The sequence below is a fragment of the Nesterenkonia sp. E16_10 genome (assembly GCF_017347085.1).
Taxonomy (GTDB): domain Bacteria; phylum Actinomycetota; class Actinomycetes; order Actinomycetales; family Micrococcaceae; genus Nesterenkonia.
The window spans coordinates 64,967-80,534 of the sequence record NZ_JADPSA010000016.1 but is presented as its reverse complement, the minus strand read 5'-3'; the positions used below and the strand labels follow the sequence as shown (position 1 = coordinate 80,534).

Sequence of the window (15,568 nt, the reverse complement as noted above, 5' to 3'; positions counted from 1 at the left end):
TCTCAGGCCAGACGTCGGGCGCCGGGGCAGGCGCGGGCGAGGAAGCCGGTGGGCTCGGTGAAGCCGCGTCGGCGGGCATTCTCCTGCACCGCGGCGAGCAGCCCGTCAAAGGAGTCCGCGTGGATCAGCGCGATCACACAGCCGCCGAAGCCGCCGCCCACCTGCCGGGCGCCCAGCGCGGGCTGCACGTCGACCGAGGCCGGGACCGTGAGCAGCGTCTCCACCATCGTGTCGGTCTCCTCCACGGTGATCTCGAAGTCGTCCCGCGCGGAGACGTGGGCCGCGGAGAGGATCTCGCCGAGCTGGGCGTAGGCCCCGGTGCGCAGCGCCTCCCGGGCCGCGAGCACCCGGGCGTTCTCGGTGAGCACGTGCCGGACCCGACGCAGGATGACCTCATCGGTGATCCGTGCGAGCAGATCCTCGGGCGCGACGTCGTCGTCGGTGAGCTCGCGCAGACTCGTGACCCCCAGCATCCGCGCGCCGGCCTCGCACTGGGCTCGGCGGGCGGCGTACTCCCCGTCCACCAGGCGGTGTTCGGCGAGGGAGTCCAGGACCAGCAGGGCCAGATCGTCCTGGGCCAGGGTGAACGGGACCTGTTCCGTGCTCATGCTGCGGGTGTCCAGCAGCAGCGCATGCTCGGCTTCGGCCGCGACCGCCGTCATCTGGTCCATGATCCCGCAGGGCATGCCCACGAAGTCGTTCTCCGCGTGCTGAGCCAGCCGGGCCAGCTCTGCGGCGGGCAGCACCACGCCGGCGATCTCGGTGGCGGCCAGCGCCACCGAGCATTCCAGGGCGGCGGAGGAGGAGAGTCCAGCGCCCACCGGGACGTTGGAGTCGATGAGCAGATCCATGCCCGGAAGTCGGTGTCCGGCCTGCTCCAGGGACCAGAGCACCCCGGCGGCGTAGCCGGCCCAGCCCTCGACGACGCCCGGGGCCAGCCCGTCCAGGCTGAACTCCGCGGTCTCCCCGTTGAGCAGCGACCGCACCTTGACCGTGCGGTCCTCACGGGCGGCGGCGGCCACCTTGCTGACCTGGGGCAGCGCGAAGGGCAACACGTAGCCGCCGTTGTAGTCGGTGTGCTCCCCGATCAGGTTGACTCGTCCCGGGGCGGCCCAGATCCCGGCGGCGGGTCTGCCATATACGGCGTGGAAGCGCTCGGCCAGACTTTCGAGCCCGCGCCCTTCGAGCCCGCTCCCTTCGAGCCCATCGATCTCGGGGCTCATGCCGGGTCTCCCGAGGCCTGGGCTCGGGTGCTCGGGTGCGGGGTCTTGACCTCATGCCCCAGTGCGGCCCAGGCGTCGGCGACCATCTCGCGGACCTCTCGGGTGGGGCTCCAGCCCAGACGTTCCAGCGCGCGGGCCCCGGAGGCGACCAGCACCGCCGGGTCTCCGGCGCGGCGGGGCTCCTGCGCGGCTGGGACCTCCGCGCCGGTGACCTCGCGGACGGCGTCGATCACCTGGCGCACCGAGGTGCCGGTGCCGGTGCCGAGGTTGTAGATCTCGTGGGTCGCAGGCTCTGCGGCCTCCAGCGCCCGCAGGTGCGCCTCGGCGAGGTCGAGCACGTGGATGTAGTCACGGACCGCGGTGCCGTCCTCGGTGGGATAGTCGGTGCCGAAGATGCTGGCAGATTCCTTCTCCCCGGCGGCGACCTTGAGCAGGTTAGGGATCAGGTGGGTCTCCGGGTCGTGGCGTTCCCGCAGGTCCCCCGAGGCCCCGGCGACGTTGAAGTAGCGCAGGCTGATCGCGGCCAGGCCGTGGGCATGGGCCTCGGCGGTGAGCATGTGATCGATGGCCAGCTTCGAGGCGCCGTAGGGGTTGGTCGGCATGGTCGGATCGGATTCGGCGATGCTGGCGCCGGCGGGCTCGCCGTAGACCGCGGCGGTGGAGGAGAACACCAGTCGGCGGACCCCTGCCGAGCGCATCGCGTCCAGCAGCGCCAGGGTGGCCACGATGTTGCCATGCCAGTAACGCTCCGGGTGGCTCACCGACTCCCCCACCAGGGAACGCGCCGCCAGGTGGACCACGCCGTCGAAGCTGGCGTCCAGGATCTTACCGACCTCGAGCAGCTCGGCCTGATGCCAGCGCGCCCCCTCCAGGACCGAGTCCGCGTGGCCGGTGCTGAGGTTGTCCAGGACCTCCACGGTGTGACCCTCGGCGAGCAGCCGCTGGACCACCACGGATCCGATATACCCGGCACCGCCGGTGACCAGCAGCTTCATGGTGTCTCCTCTGTGTCTGTGGGTGTTGCCGACCCTGATTCTGCCGTCTGGGGCCCGATCGCCACCAGTCGGCGTGCCGTCTCCTCCGGGGCGATGTCATTGATGAACACGCCCATGCCGGATTCGGAGCCGGCCAGGTACTTCAGCTTGTTCTCCGCCCGGCGGATCGAGAACAGCTGCAGGTGCAGCCGCATCAGTCCAGGTTCGGCCGAGGCCGGGGCCTGCTGCCAACCGGAGATATAGGGCAGGGGTGCGTCGAAGAGCTGATCTCCGCGGCGCAGCAGATCCAGGTAGAGCGCGGCGAAGTCATCGCGTTCGGCGTCGGTGAGCTCAGGCAGCCGCTCCACAGCACGGTGCGGATAGATGTGCAGCTCCACCGGCCAGCGTGCCCAGGCTGGGACGAACGCGGTCCAGTGGGCGGTGCGCGCCACGATCCGGCGACCGTCGGCGACCTCGCCGGCCAGGACCTCGGCGAAGAGATCGGCTCCCCGGCGGGCGCGGAAGTCCGCAGCGGAGTCCAGCAGGGTGCGGGTGCGCGGGGTGATGAAGGGGTAGCCGTAGATCTGCCCGTGCGGGTGGTTCAGCGTCACCCCGATCTCCTCGCCGCGGTTCTCGAAGCAGTAGACCTGTTCGACGCCGGGCTCGGCGAGCATCGCGGCGGTGCGGTCCGCCCAGGCGTCGAGCACCGTGCGCATCCGCCTGAGGCTGACCTGTCCAAGCGCGGAGCTGTGCTGGTCGGTGAAGCAGACCACCTCGCACCGCCCGGATCCGGGCTGGCGCAGCCCGGCGGTCTCCTGCGCCGCCGTCCTGGTGCTCAGCAGGTCCTCGGGGATCGGAATGTCGCCGCGGAAGGAGGGGAACCGGTTCTCGAAGACCACGACGTCGTACTGGTCCTGCGGGACCTCGGTGGCGCGCTTCGGAGTGGAGGGGCACAGCGGGCATTCCGCGGTGGCGGGCAGGTGGGTGCGGTGCTGCCGGGCGGCGGCGATGGCCACCCATTCCCGCAGCAGCGGGTCATAGCGCATCTCGTTGCCGCCCACCGGTCGGGAGATCTCGCGACGGTCCTGGACGGTGCGTCGGCGGGGCGCGTCGTCGAAGAAGAAGATCTCCCGGCCGTCGGCGAGCTGGGCGCGGGTGCGCTGCGCCGCCGGCAGGGTGGGTGCGCCGGCTGGCTCCTCGGAGGGGGGTCGCTGCGCTGCGCTGTCGGGGGTGGTCATCGGGGGCTCCTGGTCTCGGTGGGCTCAGCGAGGATCAGCGACTCGAGCCGCTCGCGCAGCGCCTCGCCTGCGGCGTCCGCGAGCCCGGCATCGGTGATCAGTGTGGGGATCTGCTCCAGCTCGGCGAAGGTGCCCAGCGCGGTGGTGTTCCATTTGCTGTGATCGGCCAGCGCGACGGCGCGCGGCGCGGTCGCCAGCCAGGTGCGGTTGGTCTCGGCCTCCTCCAGATTCGGGGTGGTGTATCCGGCGTCCAGCGCGAAGCCGTGGGCGCCGAGGAAGACCAGGTCCAGGTGCAGGGATCGCAGCGCCTGGTTCGCGATCGGACCGACCAGCGCATCCGAGGGCGTGCGCACTCCCCCGGTGAGGATGATGGTCTGGTCGGTGGCCGCGCCCTCGACCGGCGCCTGATCGGCGCCGCGGTGGAAGATCTCCGCGATCCGCGGGGAGTTGGTGACCACGGTGAGCTCGGCGATCCCGCGCAACTGGTGCGCCAACGCCCAGGTGGTCGTGCCGGCAGAGAGGCCGATGGACATGCCCGGCCGCACCAGGTCCATGGCGGCCGCGGCGATGGCCTGCTTCTCGGCCCGGGACTGGGCGGACTTCGCCTGGAAACCTGGCTCCTCGGTGCGTCGCGCGGAGAGGCTGGTGGAGGACCCGTCCGGAGTCACGGCCCCGCCATGGACCTTGGCGATCAGTCCGTGGGCGGCAAGGTGGTCCAGGTCCCGGCGGATGGTCATGTCCGAGACCTCGAAGCGTGCGGCGAGTTCACTGACGCTCACCGCCCCGGAGGCCTCGAGCAGCGAGACGATTCCGGTGCGGCGCTGGGCTGCCAGCATGGACGTCTCCTCTCCTGTCGAACGGTCACGCATATTCAAACACAAGCAAACACTTTCCAACACCCCTGGACCCGCCTCCGAGCGGGTCACCGGGGCCGGCGGGGTGAGCGATAGGCTGGGGAGATGAGCACAGCAGAGATTCGAGTCGCCGTCCTCGGCGCAGGCGGACGCATGGGCACCGAGGCCGTGGAGGCCGTGCAGAACGCGCCGGACATGGAGCTGGTCGCCGCACTGGGCCGCGGGGCCGAGCTGCCCGAGCTGCTCTCCGCAGGCGCCACCCATGTGGTGGACCTGACCGTTCCGGAGTCCACCGAGGCCAATGTGCGCTTCGCCGTGGAACATGGCCTCCACGCCGTGGTCGGCACCACCGGATGGGATGCCGCCAGGCTGAAGGCGCTGGAGGAGCTCTTGGCCCAGCACGCCTCCGTCGGGGTGCTGATCGCCCCGAATTTCGCCCTGGGCTCGGTGCTGGCCACCGCCTTCGCCGCTAAGGCCGCGCAGTACTTCGACTCCGCAGAGATCATCGAGCTGCACCACCCCAAGAAGGTCGACGCCCCCTCCGGCACCGCGGTGCGCACCGCGGAGCTGATGGGCCAGGCGCGGGAGGCCGCCGACGTCGGCCCCTCCCCCGATGCCACCGAGACCGCTCTGGAGGGTGCCCGCGGCGCAGAGGTGGCGGGGATCCACGTGCATTCGGTGCGGCTGCGCGGGCTCGTCGCCCACCAGGAGGTGCTGCTGGGTTCCGCCGGCGAGCAGCTCAGCATCCGCCACGACTCTTTCGACCGGGCCTCCTTCATGCCCGGCGTGCTGCTGGGCCTGCGCACCGTGGGCTCACGCCCCGGGCTGACCCACGGGCTCGACGGCTACCTGGATCTGGGGCTGTAACCCGGATGAAGACGAAGTTCTGGACCGGACTGGTCATCGTCCTGCTCGCCATCATGCTGGTCGGCGCCGGGGCCTCCGCATGGCGGTTCCTGCGGGTCGATGACCTCGCCGCGCAGCTCATCGGCGCCGGCGCGATGCTGATCGTGATCCTCGGCGTCTGGGTGCTGGCCCGGGAGCTGCTCTTCGGCATCGGCACCGAGCGGCTGGGCCGGAAGCTGGAGACCGAGGGCGGGCTGCCCGAGGACACGGTGGAGCGCTCCGCCGGAGGCCGGGCGAACCGCGCACAGGCCGATGAGCAGTTCAAGATCTACGCCGCCGAGGCCGAGGCCGCCCCAGAAGACTGGCGCTCCTGGTTCCGGCTCTCCATCGCCTACGACATCGCCGGGGATCGCACCCGGGCCAGGAAGAACATGCGCAAGGCCATCGCCATGGAGAAGTCCGACCGCTCAGGCCGGTAGGTCCTGATCCTCCGCTGAGGGCCGCCGGATCGTAGCCGCCGGACCAGGGCCGCCGGACCAGGGCCGCCGGACCAGGGCAGCCGCACCCTGAGGGCGTTGATCCCGGAAGCCCACCAGCAGGCTAGAGTCCGACCCATTCCTTGCTGCCGTCGGCGAAGAACTGCTCTTTCCAGATCGGGACCTGCTGCTTGGTCGCTTCGACCAGCTCCGCGCAGGCCTGGAACGCCTCGGCACGGTGCGCGGAGGCCACCGCAGCGACCAGCGCGTGGTCCCCGATGCCCAGCTCGCCGACCCGGTGCGCCAACCAGACCCGCACGGTGGGGAACCTGGCGGCGACCTCGACCGCGACCTGGGCGATCGCCTCGGCGGCGGAGGGGTGCGCCGTGTAGCTGAGCCGGTGCACCGGCTGGCCCTGGTCGTGGTTGCGCACGATCCCGGAGAAGCCGACGACGGCGCCGGCCCGCTCCGCCCAGACCTCTGCCTCCGCCTGGGCGGGGGTCAGCGGCTCGGCGCTGAGCCGGGCGAGGATCACCCGATCCTGCGGAAACTCGAAGGGCTCATCGGCGGCAAGGCCTGCCTGGTTGAGCTCACGGGGTGCCTCAGAGCTCATTCCTCGCTGCCCCAGGCCTCGTGGTCACGGATATCGGCGACCTGGTCGCACAGATGGGGCAGCAGCTCGATGAGCACCTCCATGCCCTCACGCACGGCCTTCGGAGAGCCGGGCAGATTCACGATCACGGTCTTGCCGGTGACCCCGGCGACTCCGCGGCTGAGCGAGGCCAGCGGGTTCTTGGCCCGGCCGTGGGCGCGCACGGCCTCCATCACGCCGGGAATCTCCTTGTCCAGCAGCGGCTTGGTGAACTCCGGGGTCATGTCATCGGGGGTGAGCCCGGTGCCGCCGGAGGTGATGATCACCGCGGGCTCGATCTGCACCAGCAGCTCGGAGAGGGCCGCGAGGACCCCCTCCCCGTCGGGGATCAGCACCGGGGGGCGGGCGAAGAAGCCGATCTTGCGCGCGAACTCCGCGATCACGGGCGCGGAGCGATCCTCGGTGACCCCGGTGGCCGCACGGGTCGAGACGATCACCGGAGCGATCATGCGGGCGGTCTCGGCGTCGGAGTAGTCGGTCTCGCCGAGATCCGGCAGCTCGGCTCCGGGGTCATCCACGGGCGGGGTGGCGTGCGGGGTGTCGGTCATCGAGTCTCCGTCTCAGTCCTGGACCATGCTCCGCTGGCGCCGCCGGTCTTGAAGAGCACCATCTGATCCGTGATCACGGCGCCCTTGTCCACGGCTTTGATCATGTCGTACAGAGTCAACGCCGCCACGGTGGCCGCCGTCAATGCTTCGATCTCCACGCCGGTGCGCGAGGTGGTCTTCACCTCGGTGGTGATGAGCACCGAACCAGGAGCCGGGGAATCGACCGCGAGATCCACGGTGACCTTCGCGACCGGCAGCGGGTGGCACAGCGGGATCAGCTCAGGGGTCTTCTTCGCCGCCATGATTCCGGCGATCCGTGCGGTGGCCAGCGCGTCACCCTTGGGCAGTCCGTCCGTGGCGAGCAGCGCGGTGACTTCGGCGGTGGTGTTGACCACGGCCTGAGCCCGGGCCACGCGCTGGGTGACCTCCTTGCCGGAGACGTCGACCATATGCGCGCTGCCGTCGCCGCGGACGTGGGTCAGGCGGTGCCCGGCGCTCTGCCCGGGCTGTTCCATGTCACGCGTGGGCTGATCGCTCATCGGGTGCCGACCCCGCGACCGGTGATCAGCACGGCCTGCCGCTGGGAGCCGGCCGGGATCTCGACGTCGTCCTCCGGAAGCTCCAGCAGAGCATCGGCCCGTGCCAGGTGGCCCAGCAGGTGCGAACCAGGTCCGCCCTCGAGCGCCACGGCGGGCACCGCGCCGGTCTCGGCGGCGGCGTCGTCAAGGATCCGCACCCGGCGGAACTGCCGGACGCCCGGTGGGGAGCTGATGTCTTCGGTGGTGCGCACGGTGATCCGACGCGGCGGAGCACAGTTGGGGTCCACCGCGGCCAGCGCCGGGCGGACCAGGGTCTCCATGCTCACTGCGGAGGAGACCGGGTTGCCAGGCAGCGCGATGACCGCGATCGGCGCCCGGGCATCGTCGCTCTGGGCGCGCCAGTGCAGCAGCCCACGGCCTTCGAGGTCACCTTCGAGCCGACCCCAGCCCTGCGGGCCCCCGGGCTGCTGCGCGACGACGCCGAAGGAGATCCCGCGTCGTCCCAGACCTTGGCGGACCACCTCGTAGGCGCCCTTGCTGATGCCCCCGGCGGTGATGATCAGGTGCGGGTGATGCACCGCGACCAGCGCATCCAGCGCCTCCAGGAACCAGGCCGGATCATCGGTGCCGATCCGGGAGGTCTCCACCTGGTGGCCGAAGGTCTCCAGCACCGCCCCGAGCAGCGGAGTGTCGGCGTCGTAGAGCTGGCCGGGGCGCAGCTCGGAGCCGGGTCGGCGGATCTCATCCCCGGTGGAGACCACCAGGGTGCGGATCGGCTCCAGCACGCTGATCTCGGAGAAGCCGCAGGCGGCGAGCACCGCCAGCTGGGCCGGGCTGATCACGTCACCGGGCTCGGCCAGGAGGGCGCCGGCCTCGATGTCGGAGCCCACTGCCCGGATGTAGCGGCCGCGGACGACGTCAGCCTCGGTGAGCCCGGTGAACCGGACCTCTTCGGCACCGAAGCCCTGGGTGAACTCGACCGGGATGACCAGATCGGCACCTGCCGGGACCGGGGCTCCGGTCATCACCTCGAAGGCAGCGCCCAGGGGCAGCAGAGCGGGCTCCTGACCGGCGGCGGTGGTGCCGGCCACCGGCAGGGTGGCCGCGCCGTCGCGCACGGTGAGGTCGGCGGCGCGCAGCGCGAAGCCGTCCATCTGGGAGTTGTCGAACCCGGGCAGGGGAACCTCGGAGACCAGGCGTTCCGCGACGATCCGGCCGGCGACTCCCCCGGAGGAGACCTCGACGGTCTCGGCGGCACGGGCGCCCAGTGCGGCGCCGAGCACCTCTTTGAGTCGGCTGATGTGCTCTTCGACGGGTACGCGGGGGGTGGTCTCTGACATGGTTCCCAGTCTACGCAGTGGCTCTGACATCTCCTTATGACAGGCCGCGGGGCTACGATGGCCAGATGCAGCAGCTTTCAGCTGACCACTCCCCCGCACGAGGCGACTCGAGCAGCGCCCCGGTGCGCGCGGGCGCCTCCGCCCCGGTCTCGCTGGGCATGCCCGGCCTGCCTTCGCAGCAGAGATCCTCCGGTCTGCGGGCTTCGGGCCGTGACAGCTCATCCGCAGCGGCTGCCGCGGACACCAGCGGTGCCGATCCGGCCCGCGGGCTGATGGACTCCTTCGGCCGGCGCGCCACGGACCTGCGGATCTCACTGATCGACAAGTGCAATCTGCGCTGCACCTACTGCATGCCCGCCGAGGGGCTCCCCTGGCTGAGCAAGGATCAGCTCCTCTCGGCCGAGGAGATCCGCCGGCTGGTGGACATCGGGGTCAACACCCTCGGGGTCCGCGAACTCCGGCTCACCGGCGGCGAGCCGCTGGTCCGGGCCGATCTGGTCGACATCATCGCGGCGCTGCGCGCGGACCATCCGGAGCTGCCCATCGCGATGACCACCAATGCCATCGGGCTCGAGCGCAAGGCCGCCGCCCTGGCGGAGGCCGGACTGACCCGGGTGAACATCTCACTGGATTCGGTGCACCGGGAGACCTTCGCCCAGCTGACCCGCCGGGACTCCCTGGACAAGGTGCTGGTCGGGGTCGAGGCCGCCGCCGCGGCCGGGCTGACCCCGCTGAAGATCAACGCCGTGCTGATGCGCGGGATCAACGACGCCCACGCCGCAGACCTGCTCGCCTGGTCGATCGAGCGCGATTTCGAGCTGCGCTTCATCGAACAGATGCCGCTGGACGGGGACCAGCAGTGGAACAAGGAAGGCACCATCTCCGCGGCGGAGACCCGGGAGCTGCTCTCGGCACGGTTCGTGCTGAGCCCGACGCCGGAGAACCGCGACGGAGCCCCAGCGGAACGCTTCGACGTCTATCCGCTGGGCACCACCGCGGAGGCGATCCTGGACGGGCTGGCGGGCGAGCCGCTGGGCCGGGTCGGTGTGATCGCCTCGGTGACCGAGCCGTTCTGCGCGGACTGCCGGCGCACCCGCCTCACCGCCGAGGGCCGGGTGATGAGCTGCCTGTTCTCCAACGAGGAGTTCGACCTGATGCACCTGCTGCGGAACCCGAACACCACCGACGCCGAGATCGCCCAGGCCTGGGCCGAAGCGATGTGGCTCAAGCCCGCGGCCCACGGCACCGACCGGCCCGGCTTCGATCTGGCCAGCTTCCACCGCCCTGACCGCTCCATGTCCGCCATCGGAGGCTGAACCAGATGACCGAGACCTCCGCCGCGACGACCCCTGCGCCGATCCATGTACGGTTCTTCGCCGCCGCCGCCGAAGCGGCCGGGGCGCAGGAGCTGCGACTGCCGGTCCCGGCAGAGGGAATAGCCGTCCTGGAGCTGCTGGCGGACCTGCCGCGGATGGTCCGGGAGCAGGGTGCCAGCACCGACGCCGGCGCCGGCTCCGACGCGACCGCTCCCAGCCTGGAGAAGGTCTGCGCGCGCAGTTCGGTCCTGATCAATGGGGTCAGGGCCCGGACGGAGACCTCCCGAGTGCGTCCCGGGGACCAGCTCGATGTGCTTCCGCCCTTCGCCGGCGGCTGACCGAAGCATCTGGGGCCGCGAGCCGCTGACATGCCACGGGACCCTCAAGTAGATTCCGGAGCATGATCAGGACGCCGATGGAGACGGTTCTGGCGCAGTTCGCCGCCTACCGAGTTGGAGACCGGCGGGCAGCCCGCATGTTGCTCAGCGATGACATGACCTTCAACTCACCGCAGGATGACCACGTGGGCAAATCCACGTTTCTCGACACCTGCTTCCCCACCGCAGAGCGGTTCCTGCGCCAGGAGATCACCACGGTGCTGGAGATCGAACCCGGCACGGTGATGCTGCGCTACATCGCGCAGCTGCCGAACGAGCAGCCCTTCAGCAACGTGGAGATCATGAAGGTGGTCGACGGGCAAATCACCCAGATCGAGGTCTACTTCGGCGGGGTCGAAGCCACTGGGGCTGCCCAGAGTCAGATCTGGTCCGGGCCGCACTGAACGTGCGAGCCACAGAGGGTCAGGCGCGGGCCGACGGGCCATCGCGCCAGTCGGGCAGTGGGTCAACCGGACATCGGACAAGCCGGTCAGCGCGTCAGCTCGACCTCGTTCAGCGGCACGACTTCACGCTCGCCCAGCGGCTGGTCGAGCTCGATGACCAGGGCGACGTAGCGGGCCTCCTGGGTGCAGGCGGAGTTGATCGCATCGGGCAGCGTGCCTGAGATGGTGGCTACCCGGACCTGGGTGTCGGTCTCTTCCACCACCGCACGCACGCCATAGCAGGCGGGGTTGCCGCTGTAGAAGGCCATCTGCAGCTCGGTCTCCGAGGGAGTGCTGTACTCCTGCCAGCTGGAGAGGTGCTCGGACACCAGCTCCGAGGTCTCACGCACCGGGGTGGGCTTCATCTCGGGGCTGCCACCGCCGCCGTCGTCGAGCCCTTCCGCCGGGGAGGTCGCCGCAGGAGCGCTGGTGGACCGATCGTCAGGACTCTCAGCCCCGATAGCATCTGAATCCCCGGCGCAGGATGTCAGCAGCAACAGGCCGAGCATCGTGACCACGGCACCGACTCGTCGGAGATCTCCGCGGCTATGCCTGTGGTGCATGAGGCCCCCTCGGTCTGGACTGCAGCGTCACCCTCCGGTTCAGGCGGGTCCGACCACCGTGACGGCTCGCGGCGAGCCGGCCAGCCTGGCGGCGACCTTGCGCACGTCCTCGGCGGTGATGGCGTCGATCTGGTCCAGCGTGTCGGAGATGTCGACGAACTCCCCGCGCACCAGCTCCGCCCGGCCCAGCCGAGACATCCGCGAGGAGGTCTCCTCCATGCCCAGCACGGTGCCGCCGCGCAGCTGTCCCTTCGCGCGGGTCAGCTCCTCGGCACTGACATGATCCGTGGCGATCCGGTCGAGCTCGGCGGCCATGACCTCGGTGACCTTGGCGACCTTGTTCGGCAGGCAGCCGGCGTAAAGCCCGAAATAGCCGGCGTCGGTCATCGCCGAGGAGAAGGAGTAGGTGGAATAGGCCAGCCCGCGGCGCTCCCGGACCTCTTGGAAGAGCCGGGAGGACATGCCGCCGCCGAGCACCGCGTGCATCACCGAGAGCGCGAAGCGGTCCTCGTCCGAGGCGGCCATGCCGCGTCCGCCGAGGATCACCTGGGACTGTTCCACCGGTTTGATGATGGTCTCGGTGCCGGCGCGGACCGGGATCTCGGTCTCTTGTCCGACTCTGCGCTGCGCCGGCGAGCCGGGGACGCTCATGTCCCAGGAGGACTTCTCCAGCGCCTCGGCGATGAGAGAGACCACGTGGTCGTGGTCGAGTCCGCCGGCGGCGGTGATGACCAGCTCATCGGGGCGGTACCAGCGCTGGTAGTGGTTGAAGACGTCCTCGCGGCTGGCGGCGTTGATCTCCTCGGGGGTTCCGCCGATCGGGCGGCCCAGCGGGTGACCGTCGAGGACCTGAGAGCCGAACCGTTCGTGGACCACGTCCTCGGGGTCGTCCTCGGCCATGGCGAGCTCTTCGAGGATCACCCCGCGCTCGATCTCCATCTCAGCGGGGTCCAGCAGCGCGGAGGTGACGATGTCGGTGAGCACCTCCACGGCCATGGGCAGATCGGTGTCGAGCACGCGGGCGTAGTAGCAGGTGTGCTCCTTGCCGGTCAGCGCGTTGGATTCACCGCCCACGCTGTCGAAGGCTGAGGCGATCTCCAGCGAGGAGCGGGTCTTGGTGCCCTTGAAGAGCAGGTGCTCCAGGAAGTGGGTGGAGCCGTGCTGATGGGCGGCCTCGTCGCGGGAGCCCACCCCGATCCAGAAGCCCAGGGTGACCGAGCGCTGGCCCGGCATCTCCTCGGTGAGCACCCGCACCCCGGCGGGGAGCACGGAGCGGCGGACGGTGGAGCCGGCGTCGTTGTTCAGGACGCCTTCGGTGTGGGGATCAATGGTGACGCGCATAGCCACCCAATCTACCTGGGTGGTTGAGATATCCGGCACTGACATATCCGCCGGAGAACTCAACCACCCATGAGGATTGGCGGGAGAACGACGACGGCGCCGGCGCCGACGACGGCGCAGCCCCCAGCGCTCAGCTCCCCTGATCCCGGCCCCGGCTCGCACCCGGGCCCGCCCCGACCCCGGCTCTCAGCGGACCACGGAGCTCAGAAGAAGGCTGGTCTCGCTGTTGACCACGCCCTTGATCCCGCGGACACGGCGCAGCACCTCGTCGAAGTCGCGCAGGTTCTCGCAGGAGATCTCCGCCACCAGGTCCCAGCCGCCGTTGGTGGTGTGCAGCGCCATGATCTCCGGGAAGCCGCGCAGCTCGGCGATCACGTGATCGGTGGTGCGCCCGACCACCTCGATGAAGGAGATCGCGCGGACCTCTCCGGTCTCGTTGTGGTCGTGGACCCGCACGCTGAAGCCCACGATCACCCCCTGGGCCTTGAGCTTCTCAATCCTGCTGGTCACGGTGGCGCGGGCGACCCCGAGTTGTTCGGCGAGCGCCGCCACCGGCGCCCTGCCGTCCTTGCGCAGCGCGGAGATGAGGCGGCGGTCGAGATCGGTGAGTCGCGGCATGTACATCATGCTAATCGCACCCTGACAAACTGCCACTTGATCAACCCGAATTTCAACATAACTGCTCTTACATGTACACATCGAGATCTCTAGGCTGAGGCCCATCACCCCGACACGCTTCACGCCCCACCCCTGAAGGAGTTCCTCATGACGCAGTTCGTCGACGTCGGCAACATGGCCCGCTGGATCCAGCGCGATGGGGTCGAGCACCTGATGACCGAGATGATCGCCTACCTCGAGGACGACTTCAGGCGCTGGGAGAGCTTCGACAAGATCCCGCGCATCGCCAGTCACACCCCATTCGGTGTCATCGAGCTGATGCCCACCTCGGATATGGAGACCTACTCGTTCAAGTACGTCAACGGCCATCCGCTGAACCCCTCGCGCGGCTTCCAGACCGTCACCGCCTTCGGGATGCTCGCCGATGTGGACAACGGCTACCCCACGTTCCTCGCTGAGATGACCCTGCTCACGGCGCTGCGCACCGCCGCGACCTCGGCGATGACCGCGAAGGCGCTCGCTCGCCCGGACTCCGAGCGGATGGCGCTGATCGGCGCCGGATCCCAGGCCGAGTTCCAGGCGCTGGCGATCCGCTCCGCGCTGGGCATCGAGGACCTGCAGGTCTTCGACGTGGACCCGGCGGCGATGGAGAAGCTGCGTCGAAACCTTGAGCCGCTCGGCTTCCGGGTCCCCCTGGCATCATCCACCAGCGAGGCCGTCGCGGGCGCCGACATCATCACCACCTGCACCGCGGACAAGGCGCAGGACACCATCCTGAGCTCTGCGCAGATCTCCCCCGGCGTGCATATCAACGCCGTGGGCGGAGACTGCCCGGGCAAGACCGAGCTCGACGCCGAAATCCTGCGCCGCGGCCGGGTGTTCGTGGAGTACCCGGAGCAGACCCGGATCGAGGGCGAGATTCAGCAGATGGAGCCCGATTTCCCAGTGGTCGAGTTCTGGCAGGTGCTCACCGGGGCCGCGGCCGGGCGGCAGTCCGCGGAGCAGATCACGATCTTCGACTCGGTGGGTTTCGCGATCGCTGACCTCTCGGCGCTGCGCTTCGTCCGTGATGCCACCGCCGGGACCGATCTGCAGACCTCGCTGGACCTGGTCGCCGATCCCGAGGACCCCAAGGACCTGTTCTCCCTGGTCAGCTCGATGAAGCCGGTGGGGTGATCCTCCATGACTGAAGTGCTTGAGGCCCCGGCGGGACGATTCAACCTGGGACCGGGCAAGGAGGCGAGTGTTTCGGCCGCCGGTTCGGTGACCGAGCAGGCCCCCTCCCGGGTGGTGCTGGTGCGACCGCACCACTTCACACCGAATCCTGAGACGGCGGCGGACAACAGCTTCCAGCAGCGCATCCTCCAGGCACTGGTGCCCTCAGCCGCCCGGGAGGCCTCCCGTGCAGTAGCGGCCGCAGCCTATGCCGAGGTCACCGAGCTCGGGCGCACCCTGAGAGGTCTGGGCATCGGAGTGAACCTCTTCGATGACTCCTCCGCGGAGACGCCGGACAGCGTGTTCCCGAACAACTGGTTCAGCACCCACCCTGACGGCACGGTCACGCTGTACCCGATGTATGCGGAGAACCGCCGGGCCGAGCGGCGCGAGGACATTCTGGCGCACCTGCAGGAGACCCATCGAGTCCGCCGGGTGGTGGACTACTCCTCGGCTGAACGCTTCGGGGAGTACCTCGAGGGCACCGGTTCGATGGTGCTGGATCACCGCGAGCGCCTGGCCTACGCCTGCCGGTCCCGGCGGCTCTCCGGTGGACTCTTCGCAGAGTTTTGCCGGGACTTCGGCTACACCCCGGTGCTCTTCGACGCCACCGACGGCGACGGGGTGCCGGTCTACCACACCAACGTCATGATGTCCGTGGGCACAGACCTCGCCCTGATCAGCAGCGCGATGATCCGTGACCTCGCCCAGCGCGAGCACGTGCTCGAGGTGCTGCGCGACTCCGGCCGGACCGTGGTGGGACTCAGCGAATCCCAGGTCAACCGCTTCGCCGGCAACTGCCTGGAACTCGCCGGGCCCGATGGACGCTACCTGGTGCTCTCCACCACCGCCGAGGCGAGCCTGACCGACGAGCAGCGGGAGACGATCTCGGCACACTGCACGTTGGTGCCGGTGGAGGTCCCCACCCTGGAGTCCGCGGGCGGTTCGGTGCGCTGCATGATCGCCGGCAACCACCTCCCTCTCCGCTGACCCTCCCCGGGTAGT

At 69.8% G+C, this 15,568-nt stretch carries 18 protein-coding genes; 7 read left to right on the top strand and 11 right to left on the bottom strand.

All coding sequences use genetic code 11. From position 1 onward, the window contains the following. Positions 1–2: 2 nt before the first annotated feature. From galK to I2487_RS05015, 4 genes are read right to left on the bottom strand one after another with little or no spacing between them, the layout of a single operon-like run. The gene (gene galK, locus I2487_RS05030) at positions 3–1,223 is read right to left on the bottom strand and encodes a galactokinase (protein ID WP_207170875.1); all 1,221 of its coding nucleotides are present in this window, start codon (positions 1,221–1,223) and stop codon (positions 3–5) included. Continuing rightward, complete coding sequence (gene galE, locus I2487_RS05025) at positions 1,220–2,218, bottom strand: UDP-glucose 4-epimerase GalE (RefSeq protein ID WP_207170874.1); 999 nt, start codon at positions 2,216–2,218, stop codon at positions 1,220–1,222. Before galE ends, galK begins: the two co-directional genes overlap by 4 nt. Beyond that, positions 2,215–3,435 carry a galactose-1-phosphate uridylyltransferase gene (gene galT, locus I2487_RS05020; RefSeq protein WP_207170873.1) on the bottom strand — a complete coding sequence of 407 codons (1,221 nt, stop codon included), beginning with the start codon at positions 3,433–3,435 and terminating at the stop codon, positions 2,215–2,217. The genes galE and galT overlap by 4 nt, the downstream gene beginning before the upstream one ends. After that, the gene (locus I2487_RS05015; protein WP_207170872.1) at positions 3,432–4,271 is read right to left on the bottom strand and encodes a DeoR/GlpR family DNA-binding transcription regulator; all 840 of its coding nucleotides are present in this window, start codon (positions 4,269–4,271) and stop codon (positions 3,432–3,434) included. Before I2487_RS05015 ends, galT begins: the two co-directional genes overlap by 4 nt. Before the next feature lie 123 nt (positions 4,272–4,394). On the opposite strand from I2487_RS05015, the gene dapB reads away from it, so the two are divergent. Then, positions 4,395–5,156 (top strand): 4-hydroxy-tetrahydrodipicolinate reductase, encoded by a 762-nt coding sequence (gene dapB, locus I2487_RS05010; protein WP_207170871.1) that lies wholly within the window; start codon positions 4,395–4,397, stop codon positions 5,154–5,156. Between the two features lie 5 nt (positions 5,157–5,161). Next, entirely contained in the window at positions 5,162–5,614 is a 453-nt protein-coding gene (locus tag I2487_RS05005) for a hypothetical protein (protein ID WP_207170870.1), read from the top strand. 121 nt (positions 5,615–5,735) lie between these two features. Here I2487_RS05005 and I2487_RS05000 read toward each other — a convergent pair whose 3' ends face one another. The 4 genes from I2487_RS05000 to I2487_RS04985 are packed head-to-tail and all read right to left on the bottom strand — an operon-like array spanning position 5,736 to position 8,690. Then, the gene (locus I2487_RS05000; RefSeq protein WP_207170869.1) at positions 5,736–6,224 is read right to left on the bottom strand and encodes a molybdenum cofactor biosynthesis protein MoaE; all 489 of its coding nucleotides are present in this window, start codon (positions 6,222–6,224) and stop codon (positions 5,736–5,738) included. Next, positions 6,221–6,811, bottom strand: coding sequence for a MogA/MoaB family molybdenum cofactor biosynthesis protein (locus tag I2487_RS04995; RefSeq protein WP_255545957.1), 591 nt, complete (start codon positions 6,809–6,811; stop codon positions 6,221–6,223). The genes I2487_RS05000 and I2487_RS04995 overlap by 4 nt, the downstream gene beginning before the upstream one ends. Next, positions 6,808–7,350: a cyclic pyranopterin monophosphate synthase MoaC gene (moaC, locus tag I2487_RS04990; RefSeq protein ID WP_255545956.1), complete on the bottom strand. Its 543-nt coding sequence runs from the start codon at positions 7,348–7,350 to the stop codon at positions 6,808–6,810. The genes I2487_RS04995 and moaC overlap by 4 nt, the downstream gene beginning before the upstream one ends. Then, positions 7,347–8,690 (bottom strand): molybdopterin molybdotransferase MoeA, encoded by a 1,344-nt coding sequence (locus I2487_RS04985; RefSeq protein WP_207170868.1) that lies wholly within the window; start codon positions 8,688–8,690, stop codon positions 7,347–7,349. The genes moaC and I2487_RS04985 overlap by 4 nt, the downstream gene beginning before the upstream one ends. Positions 8,691–8,848: 158 nt before the next feature. Here I2487_RS04985 and moaA point away from each other — a divergent pair, with 158 nt between their 5' ends. From moaA to I2487_RS04970, 3 genes are all read left to right on the top strand, one after another. Beyond that, positions 8,849–10,006 carry a GTP 3',8-cyclase MoaA gene (gene moaA, locus I2487_RS04980; RefSeq protein WP_518523701.1) on the top strand — a complete coding sequence of 386 codons (1,158 nt, stop codon included), beginning with the start codon at positions 8,849–8,851 and terminating at the stop codon, positions 10,004–10,006. 5 nt (positions 10,007–10,011) lie between these two features. Then, the gene (locus tag I2487_RS04975) at positions 10,012–10,344 is read left to right on the top strand and encodes a MoaD/ThiS family protein (RefSeq protein ID WP_207170866.1); all 333 of its coding nucleotides are present in this window, start codon (positions 10,012–10,014) and stop codon (positions 10,342–10,344) included. Between the two features lie 62 nt (positions 10,345–10,406). Further along, the gene (locus I2487_RS04970; protein ID WP_207170865.1) at positions 10,407–10,787 is read left to right on the top strand and encodes a nuclear transport factor 2 family protein; all 381 of its coding nucleotides are present in this window, start codon (positions 10,407–10,409) and stop codon (positions 10,785–10,787) included. Between the two features lie 86 nt (positions 10,788–10,873). Here I2487_RS04970 and I2487_RS04965 read toward each other — a convergent pair whose 3' ends face one another. The 3 genes from I2487_RS04965 to I2487_RS04955 all read right to left on the bottom strand — a co-directional run bounded on the left by I2487_RS04965 (position 10,874) and on the right by I2487_RS04955 (position 13,348). Further along, positions 10,874–11,389 carry a hypothetical protein gene (locus tag I2487_RS04965; protein ID WP_207170864.1) on the bottom strand — a complete coding sequence of 172 codons (516 nt, stop codon included), beginning with the start codon at positions 11,387–11,389 and terminating at the stop codon, positions 10,874–10,876. A 39-nt stretch (positions 11,390–11,428) separates the two neighbouring features. Further along, entirely contained in the window at positions 11,429–12,730 is a 1,302-nt protein-coding gene (locus I2487_RS04960; protein ID WP_207170863.1) for a M16 family metallopeptidase, read from the bottom strand. Positions 12,731–12,916: 186 nt separating this feature from the next. Beyond that, positions 12,917–13,348, bottom strand: a complete 432-nt coding sequence (locus I2487_RS04955) for an Lrp/AsnC family transcriptional regulator (RefSeq protein ID WP_106122999.1) — start codon at positions 13,346–13,348, stop codon at positions 12,917–12,919. A 147-nt stretch (positions 13,349–13,495) separates the two neighbouring features. On the opposite strand from I2487_RS04955, the gene ocd reads away from it, so the two are divergent. Both ocd and ctlX read left to right on the top strand, forming a co-directional pair. Next, on the top strand, positions 13,496–14,524 hold the full coding sequence (gene ocd / locus I2487_RS04950; RefSeq protein WP_207170862.1) for an ornithine cyclodeaminase: 1,029 nt from the start codon (positions 13,496–13,498) through the stop codon (positions 14,522–14,524). A gap of 6 nt (positions 14,525–14,530) precedes the next feature. Further along, on the top strand, positions 14,531–15,553 hold the full coding sequence (gene ctlX, locus I2487_RS04945) for a citrulline utilization hydrolase CtlX (RefSeq protein ID WP_207170861.1): 1,023 nt from the start codon (positions 14,531–14,533) through the stop codon (positions 15,551–15,553). The last annotated feature ends 15 nt before the right edge of the window (positions 15,554–15,568 follow it).

Coding starts and splice junctions, on each gene's coding strand:
- galT (WP_207170873.1), bottom strand. CDS start 3,435: ATGACCACCCCCGACAGCGCAGCGCAGCGACCCCCCTCCGAGGAGCCA.
- I2487_RS05015 (WP_207170872.1), bottom strand. CDS start 4,271: ATGCTGGCAGCCCAGCGCCGCACCGGAATCGTCTCGCTGCTCGAGGCC.
- I2487_RS04965 (WP_207170864.1), bottom strand. CDS start 11,389: ATGCACCACAGGCATAGCCGCGGAGATCTCCGACGAGTCGGTGCCGTG.
- I2487_RS04960 (WP_207170863.1), bottom strand. CDS start 12,730: ATGCGCGTCACCATTGATCCCCACACCGAAGGCGTCCTGAACAACGAC.
- I2487_RS04955 (WP_106122999.1), bottom strand. CDS start 13,348: ATGCCGCGACTCACCGATCTCGACCGCCGCCTCATCTCCGCGCTGCGC.
- I2487_RS04985 (WP_207170868.1), bottom strand. CDS start 8,690: ATGTCAGAGACCACCCCCCGCGTACCCGTCGAAGAGCACATCAGCCGA.
- galE (WP_207170874.1), bottom strand. CDS start 2,218: ATGAAGCTGCTGGTCACCGGCGGTGCCGGGTATATCGGATCCGTGGTG.
- ctlX (WP_207170861.1), top strand. CDS start 14,531: ATGACTGAAGTGCTTGAGGCCCCGGCGGGACGATTCAACCTGGGACCG.
- galK (WP_207170875.1), bottom strand. CDS start 1,223: ATGAGCCCCGAGATCGATGGGCTCGAAGGGAGCGGGCTCGAAGGGCGC.
- moaC (WP_255545956.1), bottom strand. CDS start 7,350: ATGAGCGATCAGCCCACGCGTGACATGGAACAGCCCGGGCAGAGCGCC.
- I2487_RS05005 (WP_207170870.1), top strand. CDS start 5,162: ATGAAGACGAAGTTCTGGACCGGACTGGTCATCGTCCTGCTCGCCATC.
- I2487_RS04970 (WP_207170865.1), top strand. CDS start 10,407: ATGATCAGGACGCCGATGGAGACGGTTCTGGCGCAGTTCGCCGCCTAC.
- moaA (WP_518523701.1), top strand. CDS start 8,849: ATGCCCGGCCTGCCTTCGCAGCAGAGATCCTCCGGTCTGCGGGCTTCG.
- dapB (WP_207170871.1), top strand. CDS start 4,395: ATGAGCACAGCAGAGATTCGAGTCGCCGTCCTCGGCGCAGGCGGACGC.
- I2487_RS04975 (WP_207170866.1), top strand. CDS start 10,012: ATGACCGAGACCTCCGCCGCGACGACCCCTGCGCCGATCCATGTACGG.
- ocd (WP_207170862.1), top strand. CDS start 13,496: ATGACGCAGTTCGTCGACGTCGGCAACATGGCCCGCTGGATCCAGCGC.
- I2487_RS04995 (WP_255545957.1), bottom strand. CDS start 6,811: ATGACCGACACCCCGCACGCCACCCCGCCCGTGGATGACCCCGGAGCC.
- I2487_RS05000 (WP_207170869.1), bottom strand. CDS start 6,224: ATGAGCTCTGAGGCACCCCGTGAGCTCAACCAGGCAGGCCTTGCCGCC.